General features: G+C 65.5%; 17 protein-coding genes and 4 pseudogenes. 17 read left to right on the top strand and 4 right to left on the bottom strand.

The features are described from left to right. Nucleotides 1-68: 68 nt before the first annotated feature. Nucleotides 69-391, top strand: a pseudogene (locus tag ACJJVR_RS10750) (integrase core domain-containing protein); the annotation flags it as partial. 678 nt (nucleotides 392-1,069) lie between these two features. Here the strand turns inward: ACJJVR_RS10750 and ACJJVR_RS10755 are convergent. Then, a pseudogene (locus ACJJVR_RS10755) lies at nucleotides 1,070-1,324 on the bottom strand (transposase); the annotation flags it as partial. 238 nt (nucleotides 1,325-1,562) lie between these two features. Between ACJJVR_RS10755 and ACJJVR_RS10760 the strand changes: the two are divergent. The 3 genes and pseudogenes from ACJJVR_RS10760 to ACJJVR_RS10770 form a co-directional block, all read left to right on the top strand. Next, nucleotides 1,563-1,736 (top strand): annotated as a pseudogene (locus tag ACJJVR_RS10760) (transposase); the annotation flags it as partial. Between the two features lie 47 nt (nucleotides 1,737-1,783). Next, nucleotides 1,784-1,972: a transposase gene (locus tag ACJJVR_RS10765; protein WP_405404725.1), complete on the top strand. Its 189-nt coding sequence runs from the start codon at nucleotides 1,784-1,786 to the stop codon at nucleotides 1,970-1,972. A gap of 39 nt (nucleotides 1,973-2,011) precedes the next feature. Continuing rightward, nucleotides 2,012-3,070 (top strand): acyltransferase, encoded by a 1,059-nt coding sequence (locus tag ACJJVR_RS10770; protein WP_405404467.1) that lies wholly within the window; start codon nucleotides 2,012-2,014, stop codon nucleotides 3,068-3,070. Between the two features lie 19 nt (nucleotides 3,071-3,089). On the opposite strand, the pseudogene ACJJVR_RS10775 reads toward ACJJVR_RS10770, so the two are convergent. Further along, a pseudogene (locus ACJJVR_RS10775) lies at nucleotides 3,090-3,738 on the bottom strand (IS5 family transposase); the annotation flags it as partial. A 42-nt stretch (nucleotides 3,739-3,780) separates the two neighbouring features. Here ACJJVR_RS10775 and ACJJVR_RS10780 point away from each other — a divergent pair. Together ACJJVR_RS10780 and ACJJVR_RS10785 are read left to right on the top strand one after the other, a co-directional pair. Then, complete coding sequence (locus tag ACJJVR_RS10780) at nucleotides 3,781-4,365, top strand: hypothetical protein (RefSeq protein ID WP_405404469.1); 585 nt, start codon at nucleotides 3,781-3,783, stop codon at nucleotides 4,363-4,365. Nucleotides 4,366-4,553: 188 nt separating this feature from the next. Continuing rightward, on the top strand, nucleotides 4,554-5,486 hold the full coding sequence (locus tag ACJJVR_RS10785) for a DMT family transporter (RefSeq protein ID WP_405404470.1): 933 nt from the start codon (nucleotides 4,554-4,556) through the stop codon (nucleotides 5,484-5,486). On the opposite strand, the gene ACJJVR_RS10790 is transcribed toward ACJJVR_RS10785, so the two are convergent. Continuing rightward, nucleotides 5,483-6,136 (bottom strand): GntR family transcriptional regulator, encoded by a 654-nt coding sequence (locus ACJJVR_RS10790; protein WP_405404472.1) that lies wholly within the window; start codon nucleotides 6,134-6,136, stop codon nucleotides 5,483-5,485. The genes ACJJVR_RS10785 and ACJJVR_RS10790 overlap by 4 nt on opposite strands. 112 nt (nucleotides 6,137-6,248) lie before the next feature. Between ACJJVR_RS10790 and ACJJVR_RS10795 the strand changes: the two genes are divergently transcribed. The 4 genes from ACJJVR_RS10795 (at nucleotide 6,249) to madM (ending at nucleotide 10,317) form a co-directional block, all read left to right on the top strand. Next, nucleotides 6,249-7,556, top strand: coding sequence for a malonyl-CoA decarboxylase domain-containing protein (locus tag ACJJVR_RS10795; RefSeq protein WP_405404474.1), 1,308 nt, complete (start codon nucleotides 6,249-6,251; stop codon nucleotides 7,554-7,556). A 14-nt stretch (nucleotides 7,557-7,570) separates the two neighbouring features. Beyond that, nucleotides 7,571-9,085: a malonate--CoA ligase gene (locus ACJJVR_RS10800; protein WP_405404475.1), complete on the top strand. Its 1,515-nt coding sequence runs from the start codon at nucleotides 7,571-7,573 to the stop codon at nucleotides 9,083-9,085. A 70-nt stretch (nucleotides 9,086-9,155) separates the two neighbouring features. After that, the gene (gene madL / locus ACJJVR_RS10805; protein WP_405404476.1) at nucleotides 9,156-9,548 is read left to right on the top strand and encodes a malonate transporter subunit MadL; all 393 of its coding nucleotides are present in this window, start codon (nucleotides 9,156-9,158) and stop codon (nucleotides 9,546-9,548) included. A gap of 4 nt (nucleotides 9,549-9,552) precedes the next feature. Then, nucleotides 9,553-10,317 carry a malonate transporter subunit MadM gene (gene madM / locus ACJJVR_RS10810; RefSeq protein WP_405404478.1) on the top strand — a complete coding sequence of 255 codons (765 nt, stop codon included), beginning with the start codon at nucleotides 9,553-9,555 and terminating at the stop codon, nucleotides 10,315-10,317. A 12-nt stretch (nucleotides 10,318-10,329) separates the two neighbouring features. Here the strand turns inward: madM and ACJJVR_RS10815 are convergent, their stop codons facing one another. Next, nucleotides 10,330-11,013 (bottom strand): GntR family transcriptional regulator, encoded by a 684-nt coding sequence (locus ACJJVR_RS10815; protein ID WP_405404479.1) that lies wholly within the window; start codon nucleotides 11,011-11,013, stop codon nucleotides 10,330-10,332. Nucleotides 11,014-11,218: 205 nt separating this feature from the next. Here ACJJVR_RS10815 and ACJJVR_RS10820 point away from each other — a divergent pair, with 205 nt between their 5' ends. The 7 genes from ACJJVR_RS10820 to treY all read left to right on the top strand — a co-directional run bounded on the left by ACJJVR_RS10820 (nucleotide 11,219) and on the right by treY (nucleotide 20,901). After that, nucleotides 11,219-12,445, top strand: a complete 1,227-nt coding sequence (locus ACJJVR_RS10820; RefSeq protein ID WP_405404480.1) for an NRAMP family divalent metal transporter — start codon at nucleotides 11,219-11,221, stop codon at nucleotides 12,443-12,445. A 9-nt stretch (nucleotides 12,446-12,454) separates the two neighbouring features. After that, complete coding sequence (locus ACJJVR_RS10825) at nucleotides 12,455-13,222, top strand: LamB/YcsF family protein (RefSeq protein WP_405404481.1); 768 nt, start codon at nucleotides 12,455-12,457, stop codon at nucleotides 13,220-13,222. A gap of 34 nt (nucleotides 13,223-13,256) precedes the next feature. After that, the gene (locus tag ACJJVR_RS10830; protein ID WP_405404483.1) at nucleotides 13,257-14,810 is read left to right on the top strand and encodes a carboxyltransferase domain-containing protein; all 1,554 of its coding nucleotides are present in this window, start codon (nucleotides 13,257-13,259) and stop codon (nucleotides 14,808-14,810) included. Continuing rightward, entirely contained in the window at nucleotides 14,800-16,566 is a 1,767-nt protein-coding gene (locus ACJJVR_RS10835; RefSeq protein ID WP_405404485.1) for an acetyl/propionyl/methylcrotonyl-CoA carboxylase subunit alpha, read from the top strand. Before ACJJVR_RS10830 ends, ACJJVR_RS10835 begins: the two co-directional genes overlap by 11 nt. 52 nt (nucleotides 16,567-16,618) lie before the next feature. Continuing rightward, nucleotides 16,619-16,867, top strand: coding sequence for a hypothetical protein (locus tag ACJJVR_RS10840; RefSeq protein WP_405404487.1), 249 nt, complete (start codon nucleotides 16,619-16,621; stop codon nucleotides 16,865-16,867). A gap of 84 nt (nucleotides 16,868-16,951) precedes the next feature. Beyond that, on the top strand, nucleotides 16,952-18,634 hold the full coding sequence (treZ, locus tag ACJJVR_RS10845; protein WP_405404488.1) for a malto-oligosyltrehalose trehalohydrolase: 1,683 nt from the start codon (nucleotides 16,952-16,954) through the stop codon (nucleotides 18,632-18,634). Continuing rightward, nucleotides 18,631-20,901, top strand: a complete 2,271-nt coding sequence (treY, locus tag ACJJVR_RS10850; protein WP_405404490.1) for a malto-oligosyltrehalose synthase — start codon at nucleotides 18,631-18,633, stop codon at nucleotides 20,899-20,901. Before treZ ends, treY begins: the two co-directional genes overlap by 4 nt. Nucleotides 20,902-21,000 lie beyond the last annotated feature (99 nt).

A 21,000-nucleotide genomic window follows, 5' to 3' on the forward strand; every position in this document is an offset into this window, starting at 1 on the left:
GCGTTTCGACATGATCTGCAAGGGCGAGACCGTGTCTGCCATTGGTCCGAAGGACATGGTCGAGCGGGATCGAGCACAGCCTGACCAAGCCAAACCATCCGTGGAGTTGCGAGGATCAGGAAACAGTTCTGGGTCTGTTTTCCCGACAAACGGCCAGGTTGAGCGGGTGAACCGAACCATCAAGGACGCGACGGTGAAACCATACCATTGCGACACCCAAGATCAGCTGCGCACGCACTTGCCCGACTTCATTGACGCATACAACGTCGCACGCGGGCTCAAAAACCTCAACGGTCTCACGCCCTACGAATACATCGGCAAGATCTGGACTTCCGAACCAGATCGATTCATCCCAAATCCCACCCACCAAATGTCGGGACTGAACACATAGGGCGACTGGCCGGACGGTCCTGCAAAGCGAAGAAGCCGCTCTGGCTGGTCCCAAGGACGCGGCACATCCGGTTGATCGGGCCGCTGCCCTTCTCCACTTCGATTAAGCAGAAGGCCATCGGCTTCCCTCTTTCGCGAAGAAGGCCGCGGCGTTTTCTGGATATTGCCATTAGCCGGGAAAACAATCCCCCGGATGGTTTTATGATCCCTCTCAGATGCTTCAGGACTGCATTTTTCCGACGCAGACATTTCATTTCGGCATGCAGGTCGACAGGTCCTTCGCTCGGCTCACCTGCATCGCGCTCCCGATCAAGCCATCGCGTCGGCGTCGATAGCCCGATGCCCAGATCCTTCGCGGTCTCCCGTTGCGTCCGACCACTGGTCAGCGCCAGCCGCATCGTTTCACTGCGAAACGCCGGCGTCGATTTGTTCCTATTTCCCACAGAACAGCTCCAGGTTCCTCAGATGGTGCTTTTTACTTTTCCCGGGAAAATCCACTTCCTGGTGCCTTCGCGATGGCAACGTTCTGGAGGATAGATACCACTCCATGTCTGGCCACGAAGGCGATGCTGCAGATGCGGTTGCTGATGAAAAACGCCGTCGACGTGACATAGCCGGCGACCTGCCCCCCGTTGGTCCCTCGATCATAACGAGAGTCTGCCGGTTTGTGCGCTGCTCCCTAACCTTGGACCGCCGGATGCTGGAGTTTTCCGGCTTGGTCCGGCGACGGGCTGGCTGCGCCGCCGGGATAATGCAGGGCGATCGGGACGTTATATCCGATGGCGCTGTGGGGTCGGTCCTCGTTGTAGTGCCTACGCCAAGTCTCCAGTTTTTCCTGTGCGTCCGCAAGGCTCATGAACCAGTGCGCGTTCAGGCATTCCGACCTGAGCTTGCTGTTGAACGCTTCGATAAAGCCATTGTCGGTGGGCTTGCCCGAGGGAATACGGACCGGCGAAGATCCTTTATAATCGGTGGAAGCGCTGGAGCGATAACGGGGTCTTTGCCCGGATCATGGTGGGCTTGGGTGCCGAAGGCACGGACCCGAAGACGATCATGATCGACGCGACCTATTTGAAAGGGCACTGCACGGCTTGCAGCCTGCTTGCAAAAAAGGGGAGCGTGGTCGCCAGATCGGTCGAACGAAAGGGTTCGAGGGACGAAGAAACTGTCCAGTGGACAGTTTTGCCCGAGAACGGAACACAAAGCTGCATGCCGTCACCGATGCGGAAGGCCGGCCCATTCGCCTCTTCATCTCGGCAGGACAAGTCAGTGATTATACCGGCGCGGCAGCGCTTCTGGACAGCCTGCCGCAGGCTGACTGGTTCCTGGCGGACCGGGCTATGATGCTGACTGGCTGCGAGAAGCACTGCAGGACAGAGGGATACAAGCCTGTATTCCAGGCCGGAAGTCGCGCAAGAAGGCAGTCAAATACGATAAGCGCCGCCACAAAAAGTGCAATCGCATCGAGATCATGTTCGGTCGTCTGAAAGACAGGAGACGGGTCGCTACGTGTTACGACAGATGCCCGGAGACCTATCTCTCCGCTGTCGCTCTGGCCGCAAACGTCCTGTTCTGGCTGTGATCAAAAACGAGTCCTGAACCTAGTCATTTGAGGTTACTAATGTCAAAAACAGCTGACGGGCCACTGCTTAATCTTCACAGAAAAAATGCGCAGACTGTACTCTTACCGCGCACAACATCAGAGCGCCTAGCCGGCATTGAACTTGGCCGAATTATTGCATGTCTTGCAGTGATCTTTATCCATCAAAATTCAAATAACTATGGTGCCTATTACAATATCCGCGAAATCCTTGATTTTTCTTCCAGATGGGCTGTTCCATTTTTCTTTATATTCGCTGGTTACTTCATGCCGGCAGGGACAGGCTGGTTAAAGGTTTCAGTTAAGTATTTCAATCGGCTTTTCCCCGTTTTTATTTTTTGGGTAACAGCCTATGAAGCTATCGCCGGAAATCCATTCTGGTTTCTCTCGAATTCATCGGTAATACTGAAAAACATGACTAATGGGGGCGTTGGTTTTCATCTATGGTTTTTACCATCTTTGGGTGTGTGTTTGGCAATAGCAGCCGTTGTAAGATATTATTTTTCCATAAAAATTCTGCTTTTACTCGCCGTTTTTTTATATTTATGTGGATTGGTTAATGGCTCTTATGAAGCAGCTATAGTTGATCTTCCATTTAGTGAGGTCGATCGCTCTTTTAATCCGCGCAATGGACCCTTCATGGGTTTGCTTTTCGTAAGTCTTGGAGCTGCTTTGCGCATAAGACTATTCAAATCCTCTACCTTAAGAGGATTAATGTTGATTGCACTTGGCGTTGTGTTAAGCGTTACAGAGGCAACGTTTCTTTTCTATTTTTTCAATGCGCCGATCTCCAGCCACAATTTCCTGATTGGCACTGTGCCCTTTGGTTTTGGCATAGCTGTGCTATGTATGAGTGTCGACATTCAGATACCTTTTCTTGCTGCAGCGATTCGGCGTATTGGAGCAGTATCACTCGGTATCTACGCGCTACATATGGTGGTGCTTTGGAAGGTGACTAATCTGATTGAGCCCAATTCCCTCATATCCGGGCTTTTAACTGCAGCTCTGACACTGATAATTGCTACTGCTGGCGCTTTAATTGGCGCTCAGATCCCGGTTCTCAAGCGGGTGTTTTGCTAGGGTCAGGACTCGTTCTTGATCATAACCAGAACAGGACGGTTGCGGCCAAAGCGATTGCGGAGAGGTATGTCTCTTGGCACCTGTCGTAACGCGTTGCGACACGTCTCCAGTCTTTCAGACGACCGAACATGATCTCGATGCGATTGCGTCTCTTGTAGCGGCGTTTATCGTATTTCACGGTCTTCTTGCGGGACTTCCGGCCGGGGATGCAGGCTTTTATCCCTCTGTCCTGCAACGCTTTTCGCAGCCAGTCAGCATCATAGCCCGGTCCGCCAGGAACCAGTCAGCCTGCGGCAGGCTGTCCAGAAGCGCTGCCGCGCCGGTATAATCACTGACTTGTCCTGCCGAGATGAAGAGGCGAATGGGCCGGCCTTCCGCATCGGTGACGGCATGCAGCTTTGTGTTCCGTTCTCGGGCAAAACTGTCCACTGGACAGTTTCTTCGTCCCTCGAACCCTTTCGTTCGACCGATCTGGCGACCACGCTCCCCTTTTTTGCAAGCAGGCTGCAAGCCGTGCAGTGCCCTTTCAAATAGGTCGCGTCGATCATGATCGTCTTCGGGTCCGTGCCTTCGGCACCCAAGCCCACCATGATCCGGGCAAAGACCCCGTTATCGCTCCAGCGCTTCCACCGATTATAAAGGATCTTCGCCGGTCCGTATTCCCTCGGATCGCCGCGCGCGGCGATCAGCTGGAGGCGCTGTACCGGCGCATGGTTGACGAGAACCTGGTGCGCAAGGACATCTCTTTTGCCGAGATGGCGCAGCTGGCGGTGCATTACGCGATGGACCCGCTGACCGCGGAGAACGATGCGGAAAAGGCCGTGGCGATCCTGTTCCGGTCGGCGGGCTATCAGAAGCGCAGCTATATCCGGAACTTTATCCCCCTGGTCGAGCGATTGGGCGAGGTGCTGATGTATCCCCAGGAGATCCCGCGCGCCTTGGGCCTGTCACTGTCGCAGCGTCTGGAGGAGGTGCCGGGGCTGGTCACGGCGATCCGGACGGAACTGAAGGATTGGGACACGCGGTCCATCACCGACGAACTGGGTGTCCTGCGTCGTTACGCGGGGCAGGGCGGGGATGCGCTGCCCGAGGGGCCGGCCCCGCGCAGCACCCCGTCCGCGCCGACATCGACCGCCAAGGCCAAGACGACGTTCCAACTGACGCGCCCGCAGGGCAGCGCGAAATGCACGGCCGCGAATGGCCGGCTGGAGATTCGGCTGCCACGGGACTTTTCGACCGTGGACCGCCGAAAGCTTGAGGCTGCGGTCGCATCGATGCTGGACCAGATCGAATGATCTTCCCCGCGGGGAAGGGCAGGGCCCTTTTCCGCGGGGCACACCCTTCCCCACGGGGAAGGGTAAAGTTAAACCACTAATATTAAACGAAAAGTTACGCATTCACATTGCCATGCTGTTGGTTGTTGCAGAACGTGCAATCCCGGCGTAGCACCAAGGGCAACCCCCACGGCATCAAGGCGCCCACCATGCCCCCCAATGATTCCCCGATGCGCGGCATCGCGCTGAAATGTCTCAGCGTGACGGTGTTCATTCTGATGGCGTCGCTGATCAAGGCGACATCGGAAAGCGCGCAGATCCCGCCGGGGCAGCAGGTGTTCTTTCGGTCGTTCTTTGCGCTGCCGGTCATCCTGGGGTGGCTGGTGTTGCGGTCCGAGCTGAGCGTCGGGCTCCGCACCGCGAACCCGATGGGGCATCTGTATCGCGGGCTGGTCGGGACCACGGCGATGGCGCTGAATTTCTGGGCGCTTGGGTTGCTGCCTCTGCCAGAGGTGACGGCCATCGGCTTTGCCGCGCCGCTGCTGGTGGTGGTGCTGGCCGGGATGTTTCTGGGAGAGAACGTCCGCGCGTTTCGTCTTGGCATGGTCGGGCTGGGGCTGGCGGGCGTGCTGATCGTGCTGTCGCCGCAGCTGCAGGCTGGTACGGCGGGCGACCCGCTGCGGATGCTGGGCGCGGTCGTGGCCCTGGGCGGGGCAGGGGCCGCAGCGCTGGCGCAGATCTTTGTTCGTCAGCTGGTACAGGTCGAACGCACATCGGCGATCGTGTTCTGGTTTTCCGTCACGTCGACCGGGCTGTCGCTGCTGACGCTGCCGTTCGGGTGGGTGATGCCGGGCCCTTGGGTGCTGATGCAGCTGATCGCGACGGGGCTGCTGGGCGGGGTGGGTCAGATCCTGCTGACCTCGGCCTATCGCTATGCGGATGCGTCGGTGGTGGCGCCGTTCGACTATGTCGCGATGATCTGGGCGGTGGCCCTGGGCTGGTACGTGTTCGGAGAGGTCCCGGGCGCGGCGGTCATCGGCGGGTCCGGGCTGGTCATTCTGGCGGGCATCCTGATCATCTGGCGCGAACACAGCCTGGGGCTGGAACGCCGCCGTCAGCGCAAGGCCACGCCCCCGGCCTAAGGGCGCGACAGGCTGCCGACCACGGCAACAAGGTCTCGGAACCGTTCGCCCTGAACCACGACGTGATCGGTCATCGCCTGTGCCGCGCCGCAGGCATCGCCCGCCGCGATCGCCGCCGCGATCTGGCGGTGTTCCGCCAGCGAATTGGCGACCCGCCCCGGCGATTGCAACTGGCGGCGGCGATAGGGCTGCAGCGCGGCCTGCAGGCGCAGGGTTTCGGTTTCGACAAAGGGGTTGTGCGCGGCGCGATAGATCGCCTGATGAAAGGCGGTGTTTTCGGCATAGTACCGGTCCGGGTCGTGGCGCGCCCCGTCGCAGGCGGTCAGGGCGGTGTCGATCCGCGCCAGGTCGTCCGCATCGGCCCGACGACAGGCCAGCCGCGCGCAAAAGGATTCCAGTTCGGCCATCAGTTCGAACCGGTCCATCAGTTCGGGAACGCCCAGTTTCGCGACGAAGGTCCCGCGTTTGGGTTGCACAAGCAGCAGGCCCGACGCCTCCAGCGCCTGCAGCGCCTCGCGCACGGGGGTGCGCGAGCAGCCGTAATCGCGCGCGACGCGGTCGGGGTCGATCTGCTGGCCGGGGGTCAGGCGACCGTCCACGATGGCGTTTTCCAGGGCAAGGCGGATACGCTGTGCGGTCGGAAGGGTCATGTCGGCACCTGTTTCATGTCACCTCACCGCAACGGCAGGAAAAAGTCCATCTGCGCTGTTGTTGTATACAACAGAACGAAAGCCGTGTATATCAACGGCGGGGAGGATCATCATGGGCAAGCAAAGACTGGGATTCCTGTCGGATTTCGTCGAGGCCATCACGCGGCGCAAGCGCGGCGGAGAGGCCGAGACGCTGAAGGCGCTGGCACGGCCCGCGTCCGAACGCGCGCGGGTGGCCTGTGCGGTGCTGATGGGGCGGATTGGGGACGCGGCGCGGGTGGCGGTGGCCGAACAGGCGCTGTCGGCCTATGCCGAACTGGACGCGGACGAACGGTTGGCATTCTTTTGCGCCATGCGCGACGATCACGGGGTGGATGCGGATGCGATCCGGGCGGCCTATGCCGCGTGGGATGCGCAGCCCGATGCCGCGGGGGTTGCGCGCCTGTTCGAGGTAGTCGAGCCTGCGCGTCAGACGCTGTTGCGCCGGTTGAACATGGCGCCTGGTGCGACGCTGCGGTTGGTGCGGATGCGTCAGGATCTGTTGGCCGCGATGCGCAGCGACCCCGATCTGGCGCCGATCGATCAGGATTTCGCGCATCTGTTGGCCAGCTGGTTCAACCGCGGGTTCCTGACCATGCGTCGGATCGACTGGAACGCGCCCGCCGCGATTCTGGAAAAGCTGATAAAATACGAAAGCGTCCACCAGATGCAGGGCTGGCCGGACCTGAAACGCCGGTTGGCCGACAATGACCGCCGCCTGTACGCGTTCTTTCACCCCGCCACCGGGGACGAGCCGCTGATCTTTGTCGAGGTGGCGCTGACGCAAGGCATGCCCGATGCGATCGGCCCGATCCTGACCGCGCCGGACGCGCGCGAGGCGGTGGTGGCGGACACGGCGGTTTTCTATTCGATCAACAACAGTTTGGCCGGGCTAAAGGGCGTCAGTTTCGGCAATTTCCTGATCAAGCAGGTAGTGGCGCAGCTGTCTGCCGACCTGCCGGACCTGCGCTGTTTCGTGACGCTGTCGCCGGTGCCGGGCTTTGCCGCGTGGCTGGCCGATCAGGACGATGCTGCGGAGCTGCGCGCGGCGCTGGCCAAGGGCTGGAGCGATGACGCGGTCGAGACGCTGCGCCCGCAGGTTCTGGCCGCAGGCGCGCGTTACATTGCCGAGGCCAAGGGGCGCGGCGGGTTGCCCGCCGACCCGGTGGCGCGGTTCCATCTGGGCAACGGTGCCAGCGCGCACCGCCTGAACTGGCCCGCCGACATGGCGCCGTCGGCGCTGAAATCGGCGCATGGGCTGATGATCAACTATCTGTACGAACTGGACCGGATCGAGGACCGGCACGAGGCCTTTGTGCGCGACGGCGCGGTGGCGCTTGGCGCCCAGATCGACGATGCGCTGAAGGCGAGAACGACATGAGGGAGGAGACCAGCATGCAGACCATACACGACCATTTCATTCAGACCGCCGAGGTGATGCAGGGCAAGACGCTGTTCGAACGCCCCGCCCAGCCCGACATCAGCTTTGCGCAGATGCGCGGCATGGTCGAGGCGATGGCGGGCGCGCTGACCGCGATCGGTGTGGCGCCGGGCGACCGCGTGGCCGTTCAGGTCGAGAAATCGCCCGAGGCCATCGCGCTGTATCTGGCGACGCTGCAGGTGGGCGGCATCTTTCTGCCGCTGAACACCGCCTATACCGGGGCCGAGATCGACTATTTCATCGGTGACGCCGCGCCGCGGCTGTTCGTGTGCGACCCCGGTCTGGCCGCGTCGCATGCGCACCGGGCGGGCGATGCGCTGGCCGTTCTGACGCTTGGAGCGGACGGGCAGGGGACGCTGGCCGATGAGGCCGCTGCGGCCACCCCGCGCGAGGATGCGCACGTCTGCGGGCCAGACGACCGGGCCGCGATTCTATACACGTCGGGAACGACGGGGCGGTCCAAGGGGGCGGTGCTGACGCATGGCAACCTGACATCGAACACCGAGGCGCTGTTGGCGCATTGGCGGTTCGACGCGAACGACCGGCTGATCCACGCGCTGCCGATCTTTCACACGCACGGGCTGTTCGTGGCCGCCAACATGGCATTGGTCGCCGGCGCCACGATGATCTTTCTGACGAAATTCGACGCCGAACAGGCGATCGACCTGATGGACCGCGCGACCGTACTAATGGGCGTGCCGACATTCTATACCCGTCTGCTGAAATCGCCGCGGCTGGACCGGGAGGCGACGTCGAACATGCGGTTGTTCGTGTCTGGGTCAGCGCCGCTGTTGGCCGAAGATCACCGCGCCTTTACCGACCGCACCGGACATCGCATCCTGGAGCGGTACGGCATGACCGAGACCTGCATGATCGCGTCGAACCCCTATGAGGGCGACCGCATCGCGGGGGCGGTTGGCATGGCGCTGCCCGGCATTCAGGTGCGCATCACCGACCGTGAGTCCGGCGATCCGGTGGCGCCGGGCGACATCGGCCTGATCGAGGTCAAGGGCCCGAACGTCTTTGAGGGCTATTGGAACATGCCGGAAAAGACCGCGTCCGAGTTTCGCCCCGACGGGTTCTTTATCACCGGCGATCTGGGCACGATCGAGGGCGACGGCTATCTGCGCATCGTGGGGCGCGACAAGGATCTGGTGATTTCCGGCGGGTACAACGTCTATCCCAAGGAGGTCGAGGAGGCCATCGACGCGCTGCCCGGCGTTCTGGAAAGCGCCGTGATCGGCCTGCCCCATCCCGACCTGGGAGAGGCGGTGACCGCCATCGTCGTGCCGAAATCGGGCAGGCTGGACGCGGACCAGATCCGCGCCGCGTTGTCCGATCTGGCACGGTTCAAGCAACCCCGGCAGGTGATCGTCGTCGACGCCCTGCCGCGCAACGTCATGGGCAAGGTGCAGAAGGCCGAACTGCGCAAGACCCATGCGAAACTGTACGCGCAGGCCCTGGCCTGACATCCGGCCGCCCGGGCCCGCGTCGAGGAGGACGCGGCCCGGAGCAGCGGTCATTCAACGGGAGGAAGATATGATAATCTATGGAGTCGCGGCCCTGGCCGCCTGTCATCTGGCAGGCGTCATACTGGGCGATCTGCTGGGCATGATTCTGGGCGTTCAGTCCAATGTGGGCGGCGTTGGCTTTGCCATGCTGCTGCTGATCGTGGCCAGTGACTGGCTGCGCCGCACCGGGCGTCTGCCGCAACTGTCGGAACAGGGCATCCTGTTCTGGTCGGCCATGTACATCCCCATCGTCGTGGCGATGGCGGCCCAGCAGAACGTCGTGGCGGCGCTGGCGGGCGGTCCCATCGCGATCATCGCAGGGGTCGGTGCGACCATCGCCTGTTTGGCGCTGGTGCCCGTGGTGGCGCGGATCGGCGGGCAGGACAAGCCCCTGCCGCCCCTGATGGCGCAGGAGGCCTGAGCGCATGGAGATGATCACAGAAATCCTGTCCAAGAACGGGCTGGTCTTTGCCTTTGTCGTCGTGGGCGTCGTGATGTGGCTGTCCTATCAGCTGTCTGACCGGCTGTCGGCGGGTCGTCTGCACGGGTCGGCCGTGGCCATCATCATCGGCCTGATCCTGGCCTGGCTGGGCGGTCTTGCGACCGGCGGGTCCAAGGGGCTGGCCGACGTGCCGATGTTCGCGGGGATCGGGTTGATGGGCGGCGCGATGCTGCGCGATCTGGCCATCGTGTCAACCGCCTATGGCGTCGACATCCGCGAGATCCGCAAGGCGGGTGCCGCGGGCGTCGTGTCCCTAGCGCTTGGCATCGTCGTGTCGTTTGCGGTGGGCGCGGTCGTCGCGGCGGCGTTCGGCTATACCGATGCGGTCAGCATGGCGACCATCGGCGGCGGGGCCGCGACCTATATCGTGGGCCCGGTGACCGGCACCGCCCTGGGCGCCAGTTCCGAGGTCATTGCCCTGTCAGTGGCCGCGGGCCTGCTGAAGGCGGTTCTGGTGATGATCGGCACGCCCCTGGTCGCGCCGATGATCGGGCTGAACAACCCGAAATCGGCAATGGCCTATGGCGGGCTGATGGGCACGACCAGCGGCGTCGCGGGCGGTCTGGCCGCCACCGACAAGCGGCTGGTGCCGTATGGCGCGATGACGGCGACGTTCTATACCGGGCTGGGCTGCCTGATGGGGCCGTCGGTCGTCTATCTGGTGTTGCTGGCCATCACCGGCGGCTGAGCCGTCGCGGCGTCACCCCGGGGTGACGCCGTTTTCCAGCCGGGCGAATGCGGTCATCACGACCCGCTCTGACCGGTCCAGATAATCGGCCAGCCGGGCCGCGGCACCCCCCGTGTCGCCGGCCTGCAGCAGATCCAGGATCGCGCCGTTTTCCTGCACGAACGGCGCGTGCAGCAATTCGGGGCTGTCCAGCAATCCGAAGGCCAGCCGCAGTTCCGCCATCGCCTGCGCAAAGAACGCCGTCAGCCGCGGGCTGTCGGTCAGGGCCACGATGGCCGCGTGAAACGACATGTTCGCGCTGCCCACCCCGCGCCAGTCGCCCGCCTCGCGCGCGATACGGGCCTGGGCCACGCATTCGGCCATGCGCAGCGCCGCCGCGTGCCGGGGCCAGGCCTGCGCCAGCGCAGGCACCTCGATCAGGCGGCGGACACGATAGAGGTCCAGCACCCCCGCCATCGACGGCACGGCCACGGACACGCCGCGATTGGGCGCGTGGGTCAACAACCCCTCATGCGTCAGCAGGCGGAACACCTCGCGCAGGGTATTGCGCGACACCGACAGATCGCCCGCCAGCCGGGTTTCCGACAGGCGCTGTCCGGGGCGCAGATGGCCCGCGATCACCTGCGCGCGCAGCCGTGCTGCGGTGTCTTCGGCCAAGCCTGCTGGATTTGGGCCTGCGGGATTCGGGTCGGTCATGGGTCTTCCTGTGATGCGGAGATGATCATGGCGGCGGGGCAGGGGCACTGCAAGCGGGCTGTTGCCTTGTTTCCGGGCATATTGCCGGGCAGATCGTATCAGATTGTTGAACAAAACTGGCAACGGTGTCAGATAATAGTTGACGGATCACGGGAACGTGGCAGGCTGGCGGCAATCAACAACAGTCCGACACGGGGAAACATTCATGACCAACGACCGCAGCGTTGCGGCCGCCAGCCTTCGCGGAGGCCTTCTGGCGGCGATCTTTCTGATGGCGACATCGGCCATTGGGCCGGGGTTCATCACCCAGACCGCAACATTCACCGCCCGGATGGGATCGGCTTTTGCCTTTGCGATCCTGGCGTCGATCGTGATCGATTTCGTGGTTCAGCTGAACATCTGGCGCATCACCGCGCTGACCGGCAAGCGCGCATCGGTCACGGCCAATGCGGCCATTCCGGGCGCGGGCTATCTGCTGACGGCGCTGGTCGTGATCGGCGGTCTGGCATTTAACGTGGGCAACATCGCGGGTGGCGGGTTGGGCCTGAACGCGATTCTGGGGTTGGACCCCAAGATCGGCGGCGCGATCACCGCGGTTCTGGCCATCGCGATCTTTCTGTCGCGGCAGGCGGGGATCCTGCTGGACCGGGCGATCATCGGGCTGGGCATCGTGATGATCCTTTTGGTGCTGTTCGTGGCGGTCCAGTCGAACCCGCCCGTGGGCGATGCGCTGCGCCAGACGATCTGGCCCGACAGCATCGATTTCGCCACCATCACCACCATCGTGGGCGGTACGGTCGGCGGCTACATCACCTATTCCGGCGCGCATCGGTTGCTGGACAAGGGCCTGACCGGCCAGCACAACCTGGCCGCCGTGACCCGCGCGGCGCTGACCGGGATCGCGGTCACGGGCGTCATGCGGTTCGTGCTGTTCCTGGCGATCCTGGGGGTCGTGGCATCGGGCGTGACGCTGGACCTGTCGTCGCAGGCCGCGAACCCGGCGGCGCAGGCGTTCCAGGCGGCGGCGGGCGATTGGGGGATGCGCGTGTTCGGCGTGGTCCTGTGGGCGGCGGCGCTGACCTCGGTCATCGGGGCGGCCTATACCTCGGTCAGCTTTCTGGACGTGGTGGGCGTGCGCAGCGATGCGGCGCGGGCACGGGCGACGGTGGCGTTCATCGCGTTCTCGCTGGCGGTGTATCTGGCGCTTGGGACCGCGCCGGCGGCGATCCTGGTGTTCGTGGGCGGGTTCAACGGGTTGATCCTGCCCATCGGTCTGACGATCTTTACCTATATCGGCTATGCGCGGTCCGACCTGATGGGCGGGCACCGCTATAACCGGGTGCTGCTGGCGCTTGGGGCCATCGTCTGTGCGCTGACCTGGTACATGGGCGCACGGTCGTTCACCACCATCTTTGCCTTTCTGGGCGTGTAAGGAGAATCCATGCCAATCGACCTGAACAGCGACCTGGGCGAGGGGTACGGCCCCTGGCCGATGGGCGACGACGCGGCGATGCTGAACATCGTCAGTTCCGCCAACATCGCCTGCGGCTTTCACGCGGGCGACCCGGCGGGGATGCTGACGGTGCTGCGACAGGCGGCGGCGCGGGGCGTGGCGGTGGGGGCGCATGTCAGCTATCCCGACCGCGTCGGGTTCGGGCGGCGCAACATGGACGTGGCCCCGGACGACCTGACCGCCGACGTGATCTATCAGATCGGCGCTTTGTCCGGTCTGGCGCGGGCGGCGGGCACGCGGGTCACCTATGTGAAACCGCATGGCGCGCTGTACAACACCATCGCGGATGACGCGCGTCAGGCCGATGCGGTCATCGCGGGGGTGCTGGCGGTTGATCCGACACTGGTGCTGATGGGTCTGGCGGGCGCGCCCGTGCTGGACCGCGCGCGTGCCGCGGGCCTGTCCGTGGTGGCCGAGGCCTTTGCCGACCGCGCCTATACCGCGGATGGTGCACTGGTGTCGCGCAAGCATCCGGGCGCGGTCCTGCACGACGCGGACCTAATCGCGGCACGCATGCTGCGTCTGGCGACCGAGGGTGTTCTGGAGGCCGAAGACGGCAGCATCCTGCGGCTGGCGGCGGACAGCATCTGCGTGCATGGCGACAGCCCCGGCGCGGTGGCCATTGCCGCGCGGGTGCGCGAGGTGTTGGTTGCGCAGGGCGTGACCATCGCGCCCTTTGCGGGGGCCGGAGCGTGACCCCTGCCGCCATTGCCGATGCGCGGTGGCGCGCATGACCCGCGTCCTGCCCATCGGGCCGCGCGCCTTTCTGGTCGAACTGGCCGATCTGGACGCGACGCTGGCGCTGTTCGACGCGCTGGCCGCGGACCCCGTCCCCGGCGTGGCCGAGATCGTGCCTGCGGCGCGCACGCTGATGATCACGTCCGATCCGGGCGTGGCGGCGGACGCCGCGCTGGCCCGTGCGGTGCTGGCCCGCCAGCCTGCGCCCGGCACCGTGCCCGCGGCGCGCGACGCCGAGACGGTCGAGATTCCCGTGATCTATGACGGCGAGGATCTGGCCGAGGTCGCCGCCCTGATGGGCCTGACCGAGGCCGAGGTGATCGCCGCCCACAGTGAGGCGACGTGGCAGGTGGCGTTTTGCGGATTCGCGCCCGGTTTCGCCTATATGACCTGTGCGGATGCGCGGTTTGACCTGCCGCGCAGGTCCGCGCCGCGCACCCGCATCCCGGCGGGGTCGGTCGCGCTGGCGGGTCGGTTCTGTGGCATCTATCCGCAGGCCAGCCCCGGCGGTTGGCAGCTGCTCGGCCGCACCGAGGTGCCGATGTTCGACCTGACCCGCGACATCCCGGCGCTGTTGCGCCCCGGCGTGCGGGCGCGGTTCGTGACCGGGTCCGCGCGGGTGCATGCGGTGGCGGTTGCGGAACCCGCGCCGGTGACCGGTCTGCGGGTGGTCCGGACCGCGTTTCCGATTTTGGTGCAGGATGCGGGCCGCATGGGTCAGGCGGGGCAGGGGGTCAGCGCGTCCGGCGCGCTGGACCTGTCCGCGCTGCGCCGGGCGAACCGGGCGGTGGGCAACCCGGCAGGTGTCGCCGCGCTGGAGATCACGCTTGGCCCCGTGGCACTGCGGGCAGAGGTGGCAATGACGCTGGCCCTGACCGGCGCGGCGACCGCCCGTGTCGGCGGTCTGGTCCAGTCCGGGGCCTTCGCGCTGGACGCGGGCGACGAAGTCGTGATCGAGCCGCCAGCGTCCGGTATGCGCAGCTATCTGGCGATGCGCGGCGGGTTCGACGTGGCACCGGTGCTGGGGTCCTGTGCGACCGACACGCTGGCGCAGATCGGCCCTGCGCCCCTGACGGCGGGCGATGCGTTGGCCCCCGCGGGCCGCCCGGCGGGGGCGGTGACCGACTCCGGCCCCGGACCCGAGCTGCCGCAGGCCGGCGCGGTCGTGACCCTGCCCGTGACCATGGGACCGCGCACCGACTGGTTCGATGCGGCCACCGTGGCGCGGTTTCTGGCGCAGGACTGGACCGTGACGCCGCAATCGTCGCGCGTGGGCATCCGCCTGTCGGGCGATGCGTTGACCCGCGACGACGCCCGCGAACTGCCAAGCGAGGGCACCGCGACCGGCGCCATCCAGGTGCCCCATTCCGGCCAGCCGGTGCTGTTTCTGGCCGACCACCCGTTGACCGGCGGCTATCCGGTCATCGCGACGCTGGACCCGTCCGCGCTGGATCTGGCGGGGCAGTTGCCGCCGGGGGTCCGCATCCGGTTCGCGCCCGCCGCCCCATTCGCCCTCATCGACCCGGAGGCCACCGATGTTTCGTGACACCCCCCTGACCCCCATTCGCCGCATCCTGATCGCCAATCGCGGAGAGATCGCGTTGCGCGTCATCCGCGCCTGCGCGGACGAGGGCATCGCATCGGTGGCGATCTATGCCGATCCCGACCGCGATGCGCCGTTCGTGCGTGCCGCCGATCAGGCCTGGGCGCTGGAGGGGCACCGCCCCGCCGACACTTATCTGGACGCGGCCAAGGTGCTGGCCATTGCCGCGCGCGCGCAGGTCGATGCGATCCATCCCGGCTACGGTTTCCTGTCGGAAAACGCCGATTTCGCCCGTGCGGTGCAGGATGCGGGGATGATCTGGATCGGGCCGGACCCGCAGGTGATCGACGCGCTTGGCGACAAGATCCGCGCGCGCGAGATCGCGCAGGCCGTCGGCGCGCCGCTGGTCGCGGGCAGCCCCGGTCCCATCGCCAGCGGCGCCGAGGCGCTGGCATTCGCGCGGGACCACGGCCTGCCGCTGGCCATCAAGGCGGCGTTCGGCGGCGGCGGGCGCGGCATGCGCGTCGCCCGCGAGTTGTCCGAGGTCGAGGAGCTGTTCGACGCCGCCACGCGCGAGGCCGTCACCGCCTTTGGCCGCGGCGAATGCTATGTCGAGCAGTTCTTGGACCGGCCCCGCCATATCGAGGCGCAGGTGCTGGCCGACCGTCACGGCACGGTCAAGGTGCTGGGCACCCGCGACTGTTCGTTACAGCGCCGCAACCAGAAGCTGGTCGAGGAGGCGCCCGCGCCGTTCCTGACCGACGAGCAGCGCGCGCGCATCCATGACAGTGCGCGCGCGATCTGCGCCCATGCGGGTTACAGCGGGGCGGGCACGGTCGAGTTCCTGTTGTCGGCAAACGGGACGATCAGCTTTCTGGAGGTGAACACCCGGTTGCAGGTCGAACACCCCGTGACCGAGGAGACGACCGGCATCGACATCGTCCGCGCGATGATCCGCGTGGCGCAAGGCGCGCGGCTGACCGATGACAGCGTGCCCGCGCCCACGGGCCACGCGATCGAGTTCCGCATCAATGCCGAGGATCCGGGTCGGGGCTTTCTGCCCACGCCGGGGCCGATCACACTGTGGTCGGCGCCGGGCGGCATCGGTATCCGGCTGGACAGCGGCGTCGAACAGGGCGGACAGGTCGCGGGCCAGTTCGATTCGATGATGGCCAAGCTGATCGTGACCGGTCCCGACCGCGCGACCGCCATCGCCCGCGCCCGCCGCGCGCTGCGCGAATTTCGCATAGAGGGGGTGGCGTCGGTCCTGCCGTTCCACCGCGCGGTGCTGGACGCGCCCGAGTTCACCGATGATTTCGCGGTCCACACGCGCTGGATCGAGACCGATTTCGCCGACCGTCTGGCCGCCGCGGTCCAGCCCGCGGACCGGGTGACGTCCGTCCCCGATCAGCCGATGCTGCGCCTGTCGATCGAGATCGACGGCAAGCGGCATGACCTTGCGTTGCCCCAAGGCATTCTGGGGGCGGGCGTGTCGGCAGCAGGGTCGCCCACGGATGCGCAGGAGGCCGTGGCCGATCCGGGCACCATCGGCGCGCCGGTGGCGGGCACGCTGTCGCTGTGGCAGGCGGCGGACGGGGCGCAGGTCGAGGCCGGAGAGGTGATCGCCGTGATCGAGGCGATGAAGATGGAGACCAGCATCGAGGCCCCCCATGCGGGTCGTCTGACGCGTCTTGCGGCAGAGGGCCAGACCCTGGCGCATGGCGCGCCGCTGGCCCGGATCGATCCCGACGCGGGATGATGGCACGGGACTATGCCAAGGACGGACATCTGTGCTAAACTGTACGGTGTGAATGTCATCCTTGTTCGAGGTTCCGATGAAACGTCCGACCGTCCGGGCCTGGCCGGGCCCGCTGGCCGTCAAGGCGCAGGCCGAATTTACGTTGGACATGCTGCGCAATCTTGTCGTGGTCTTCGAGGCGGCCGCCGAAGACCGCAGCATCCTGATCGAGATGGGCGACCGCGGGGTCTGGGCCGTCACCCATGACGGTCATCGCCTGTTCATCGGGCAGACGGCCGTCCCGCCGCCGCAGGATGCGTGACGCGATTGCTTTTTATCATAAGGCGGGAACGCCTTGGCATCCCGGTCATTGATTTGCGCAGCCACAGTCAGAGGGACCGGGACGATGCGCAACCTTTGGGGCCCCTTGCGGGATGATGACGGCCTGACGTTCCGCCTGTGGGCACCGCGCGCCCAACAGGTCGACCTCATGATCGACGGACATCGGCAACCGATGCACAAGGGCGATCTGGACATATGGCAGGTGCGCAACACCGCGGCACCCGGTACCCGTTATCTGTTCCGCGTCGACGGACAGGACATGCCCGACCCTGCCAGCCGGTTGCAGGCGGGGGGCGTGAACGACGCATCCGTGGTGACGGACAGCCCCGCGCCGCAGACCTGGGAGGGGCGCCCCTGGTCGCACGCGGTCATCTATCAGCTGCATGTCGGCTGTTTCACCCCCGAAGGCACCTTTGCCGCCGCCGCCGCGCGGCTGCCGGGTCTGGCCGCGCTTGGGTTCACCGCGATCCAGCTGTTGCCCGTGGGACAGTTTCCGGGCGATCGGGGCTGGGGCTATGACGGCGTCCTGCCCTATGCGCCGCATCCGGCCTATGGCAGCCCCGGCGATCTGCGCCGCCTGATCCGGGCTGCGCATGATTGCGGGATGATGGTAATACTGGACGTGGTCATGAACCATTTCGGCCCCGAGGGCGCATGGATCCACCATGCAGCGCCCGATTTCTTTGACCCGACCCGCAACACGCCCTGGGGTGCAGCAATCGATTTTTCACGTCCGCAGGTCTGTGATTTCTGGATCGGCTGCGTGATGCACTGGCTGCGTGATTACGGGTTCGACGGTCTGCGGCTGGACGCGGTGCATCAGATCACCGGGCCGGGATCGGCCGCGTTCATGCAGGATCTGGCCACAGAGGTCGCCACGCTGACCCCCCGCCGCCACCTGATCACCGAGGATGAGCGCAACATCCCCGACCTGCGCGAGGTGGGGTACGACGCCAGCTGGAACGACGATTTCCACCATGCCGTCCATGTCGCGCTGACGGGGGAGTCCGACAGCTATTATGCCAGCTTTGCCGTCGACCCGATCGCCGACCTGACGCTGGCCCTGTCGCGCGGCCATATCGAGGAGGGTCAGCCCCGCCAGGGCCTGGACCACCCGCGCGGCGCGCCCTGTGGCCATCTGCCGCCGACCGCCTTTGTCAATGCGATCCAGACCCACGACCAGATCGGCAATCGCGCCTTGGGTGAACGCCTGCTGACCTTGGCCAAGCCCGAGGCGGTGCGCGTCGCCTATGCGCTGCTGCTGGTCGCGCCCTATGTGCCGATGGTCTTTATGGGCGAAGAGCGCGGAGAGACCGCGCCGTTCCAGTTCTTTGCCGATTACGGCGGAGAGCTGGGCGAGGCGGTGCGCAAGGGTCGGGCCAGCGAATTTCCGGGCATCGCCAGCATGGGCGACAGCGTGCCCGACCCGATCGACCCTGCGACGATGGCACGGTCGCGCCTCGGCTGGCGCGAGGATGCCGACGCGTGCGGCTGGATGGACCTGACCCGCCGCGCTTTGGCGTTCCGTGCCGCCCATGTCGTGCCGCTGCTGGACAGCGGTCAGCCCCAGGCCAGCGTCACGCGCGAAGGGCCGGGCCTGATCCGCGCCCTGTGGCAGTTCCCCGCCGGGGGGCTGGCGCTGTCCATCGCCCTGGGGCAGCCCGACCCGACACCTTTGCCCGATGCCGACCTGTCCGTGGGACAACCCGGCGACCTGTTTTCCCTGACCGTGAAAGCCCTGTCATGATCCCGCGCATCCCGACCGCCACCTGCCGCATTCAGCTGCGCGAGGGGGTTGATTTCGCGGCCCTGACCGCGCGTCTGGACCAGATCGCCGATCTGGGCGTGTCGCACCTGTACCTGTCGCCGATCTTTGCCGCGACGCGTGGGTCGACGCACGGATATGACATCACCGACCCGACGCGGATCGACGACACCCTGGGCGGGGCGGAGGGGTTCGCCGAACTTGCCGCGCAGGCGCATGCGCGCAGTCTGGGGATCATCCTGGACATCGTGCCGAACCATACGGCCTTTTCGGTCCAGAACCCGTGGCTGGCGGATGTGCTAATGCATGGCAGATCCAGCCCGCGCGCGCGGCATTTCGATATCGACTGGCACGCGGGGCCGCTGGTCCTGCCTTGGCTGCCCGACCCGTTCGAACAGATGCTGACCGAGGGCGCGTTCCGCGTCCGCGACGGACAGTGGCTGTTCGGTGATCTGGCCCTGCCGCTGGCACCGGGGACGAACGCGACCGACGATCTGCGCGCCCTGCACGAGGCACAGCATTGGCGGCTGGTGCATTGGCCGCTGGAACGCGACGGCATCACGCATAGGCGGTTTTTCAACGTCACCGACCTGATCGGCATGCGGGTCGAGGATCAGGGCGTGTTCGACGACACCCATGCGCTGATCTTTGATCTGGTGCGCAGCGGGCAGGTCCAGGGCCTGCGGGTCGATCACGTTGACGGGCTGGCCGATCCGGCCGGCTATATGGACCGACTGGCCAAGGCGCTGCCCGATACGCCGATCTGGATCGAAAAGATCCTGACCGGTGACGAGCCCCTGCCGGCGGGGTGGTCCACCGAAGGCACCACCGGATACGAGGCCGGTCGCCTGATCACCCGCATGCTGACCCCCGCCACGGGGCTGGAGCGTCTGGACACCGCGTGGCACGATGCCGTCGGGCCGACGCCGTCGTTTGCCGACACGCTGACCCAAGCCAAGCATGAGATCCTGGACAACGAACTGGCGACGGAGCGGATGCAGCTGGCGCGCATGGCCGCCCACGCACTTGAATCGCTGCCACAGGTCGAGCCGGGCCCCGAGACGCTGCGCGAGGCGGTGACCGCCCTGCTGATCGCGACGCCGCGTTACCGCACCTATGTCACTGCACGCGGTGCTGGTCCGGATGACCGTGCGCTGATCGGGCAGGTGGCCGACACGGCCGCGCAGGGGCTGCGCAGTGACGACGTATTGCGACAGTTGGCCAAGGTCTGGGCCGATCCGACGACACCCGCGCAACAGGCGTTCGTCACGCGCCTGCAGCAGGTGTCAGGCGCGTTGCTGGCCAAGGCGCAGGAGGATACTGCTGGCTTTCGCTGGACCCGCTATCTGCCCGCGAACGAGGTCGGCGCTGAACCGGACGAGGCAACGATCACCGGACAGGAGGCAACGCATGCGATGGCACAGCGGCGCGTGGGGGACATGGTGCTGACGTCGTCTCATGACAGCAAGCGGTCCGAGGATGCGCGCGCCCGCCTGATCGCGGCCAGCCACCTGCCACAGGATCTGGCGGCGCTTGATCAGGCCGCGGCGGCATTGCCGGAGGCGCAGGGCGTGGACCCGCGCTGGCGGTGGTACATGGTCCAGACCGCGCTGGCCATGCACGGGGCCGAGGATGCGGCCGACCGCCTGATCCCCCATGTCGAAAAGGCCCTGCGCGAGGCCAAGCAGGACAGTTTCTGGACCAACCCCGATGAGGCGGTCGAGGGCCGCATCTCTGGTCTGGGTCGCGCGCTGCTGGCGCAATGGGACACCGACGCCCCCCCGGCCCTGACCCGCCTGCTGGACCGGGGGCAGGCCCTGATGCTGGCACAGCTGTTGTTCAAGACCGTCATGCCGGGCTTTCCGGATATCTATCAGGGCACACAGGGTCTGTTCCTGGCGCTGACCGACCCGGACAATCGACGCCCCGTCCCCTGGGCGGCATTGGCCAAGGGTTCGCATGGTGTCGATATCAGCGCGGTCAAGACACACTGGACCAAGCAGTTGCTGGCGTTGCGCCGCGATGCACCGGCGATGTTCCATGACGCCGAGACGCAGGTAGAGATCGACGATGACGGTGTGCGCCTGATCCGTCGCACGGCCAAGCGACAGCTGACGGCGCTGTTTGAACTGCCCGGTGGTGCGGCATCAGACGATGGGGCTGCCGATGTTCTGGCTTGGCGTGGCGTTGACGGCTGTCGTGTGCGTCTGACGGATGCACCGATCCAGGGCAGACGAATTGATATTTGACGCGCGGGGGAACAACAGGGGGCCGGATCGGTTCGACAGGTGAAGCGCCAGACGGTCCCGTGTCACCGGGACAGCGCGGCGGGATGAAACCCTGGTCCA

The sequence above is a fragment of the Paracoccus sp. Ld10 genome (assembly GCF_045064235.1).
Taxonomy (GTDB): Bacteria; Pseudomonadota; Alphaproteobacteria; order Rhodobacterales; family Rhodobacteraceae; genus Paracoccus.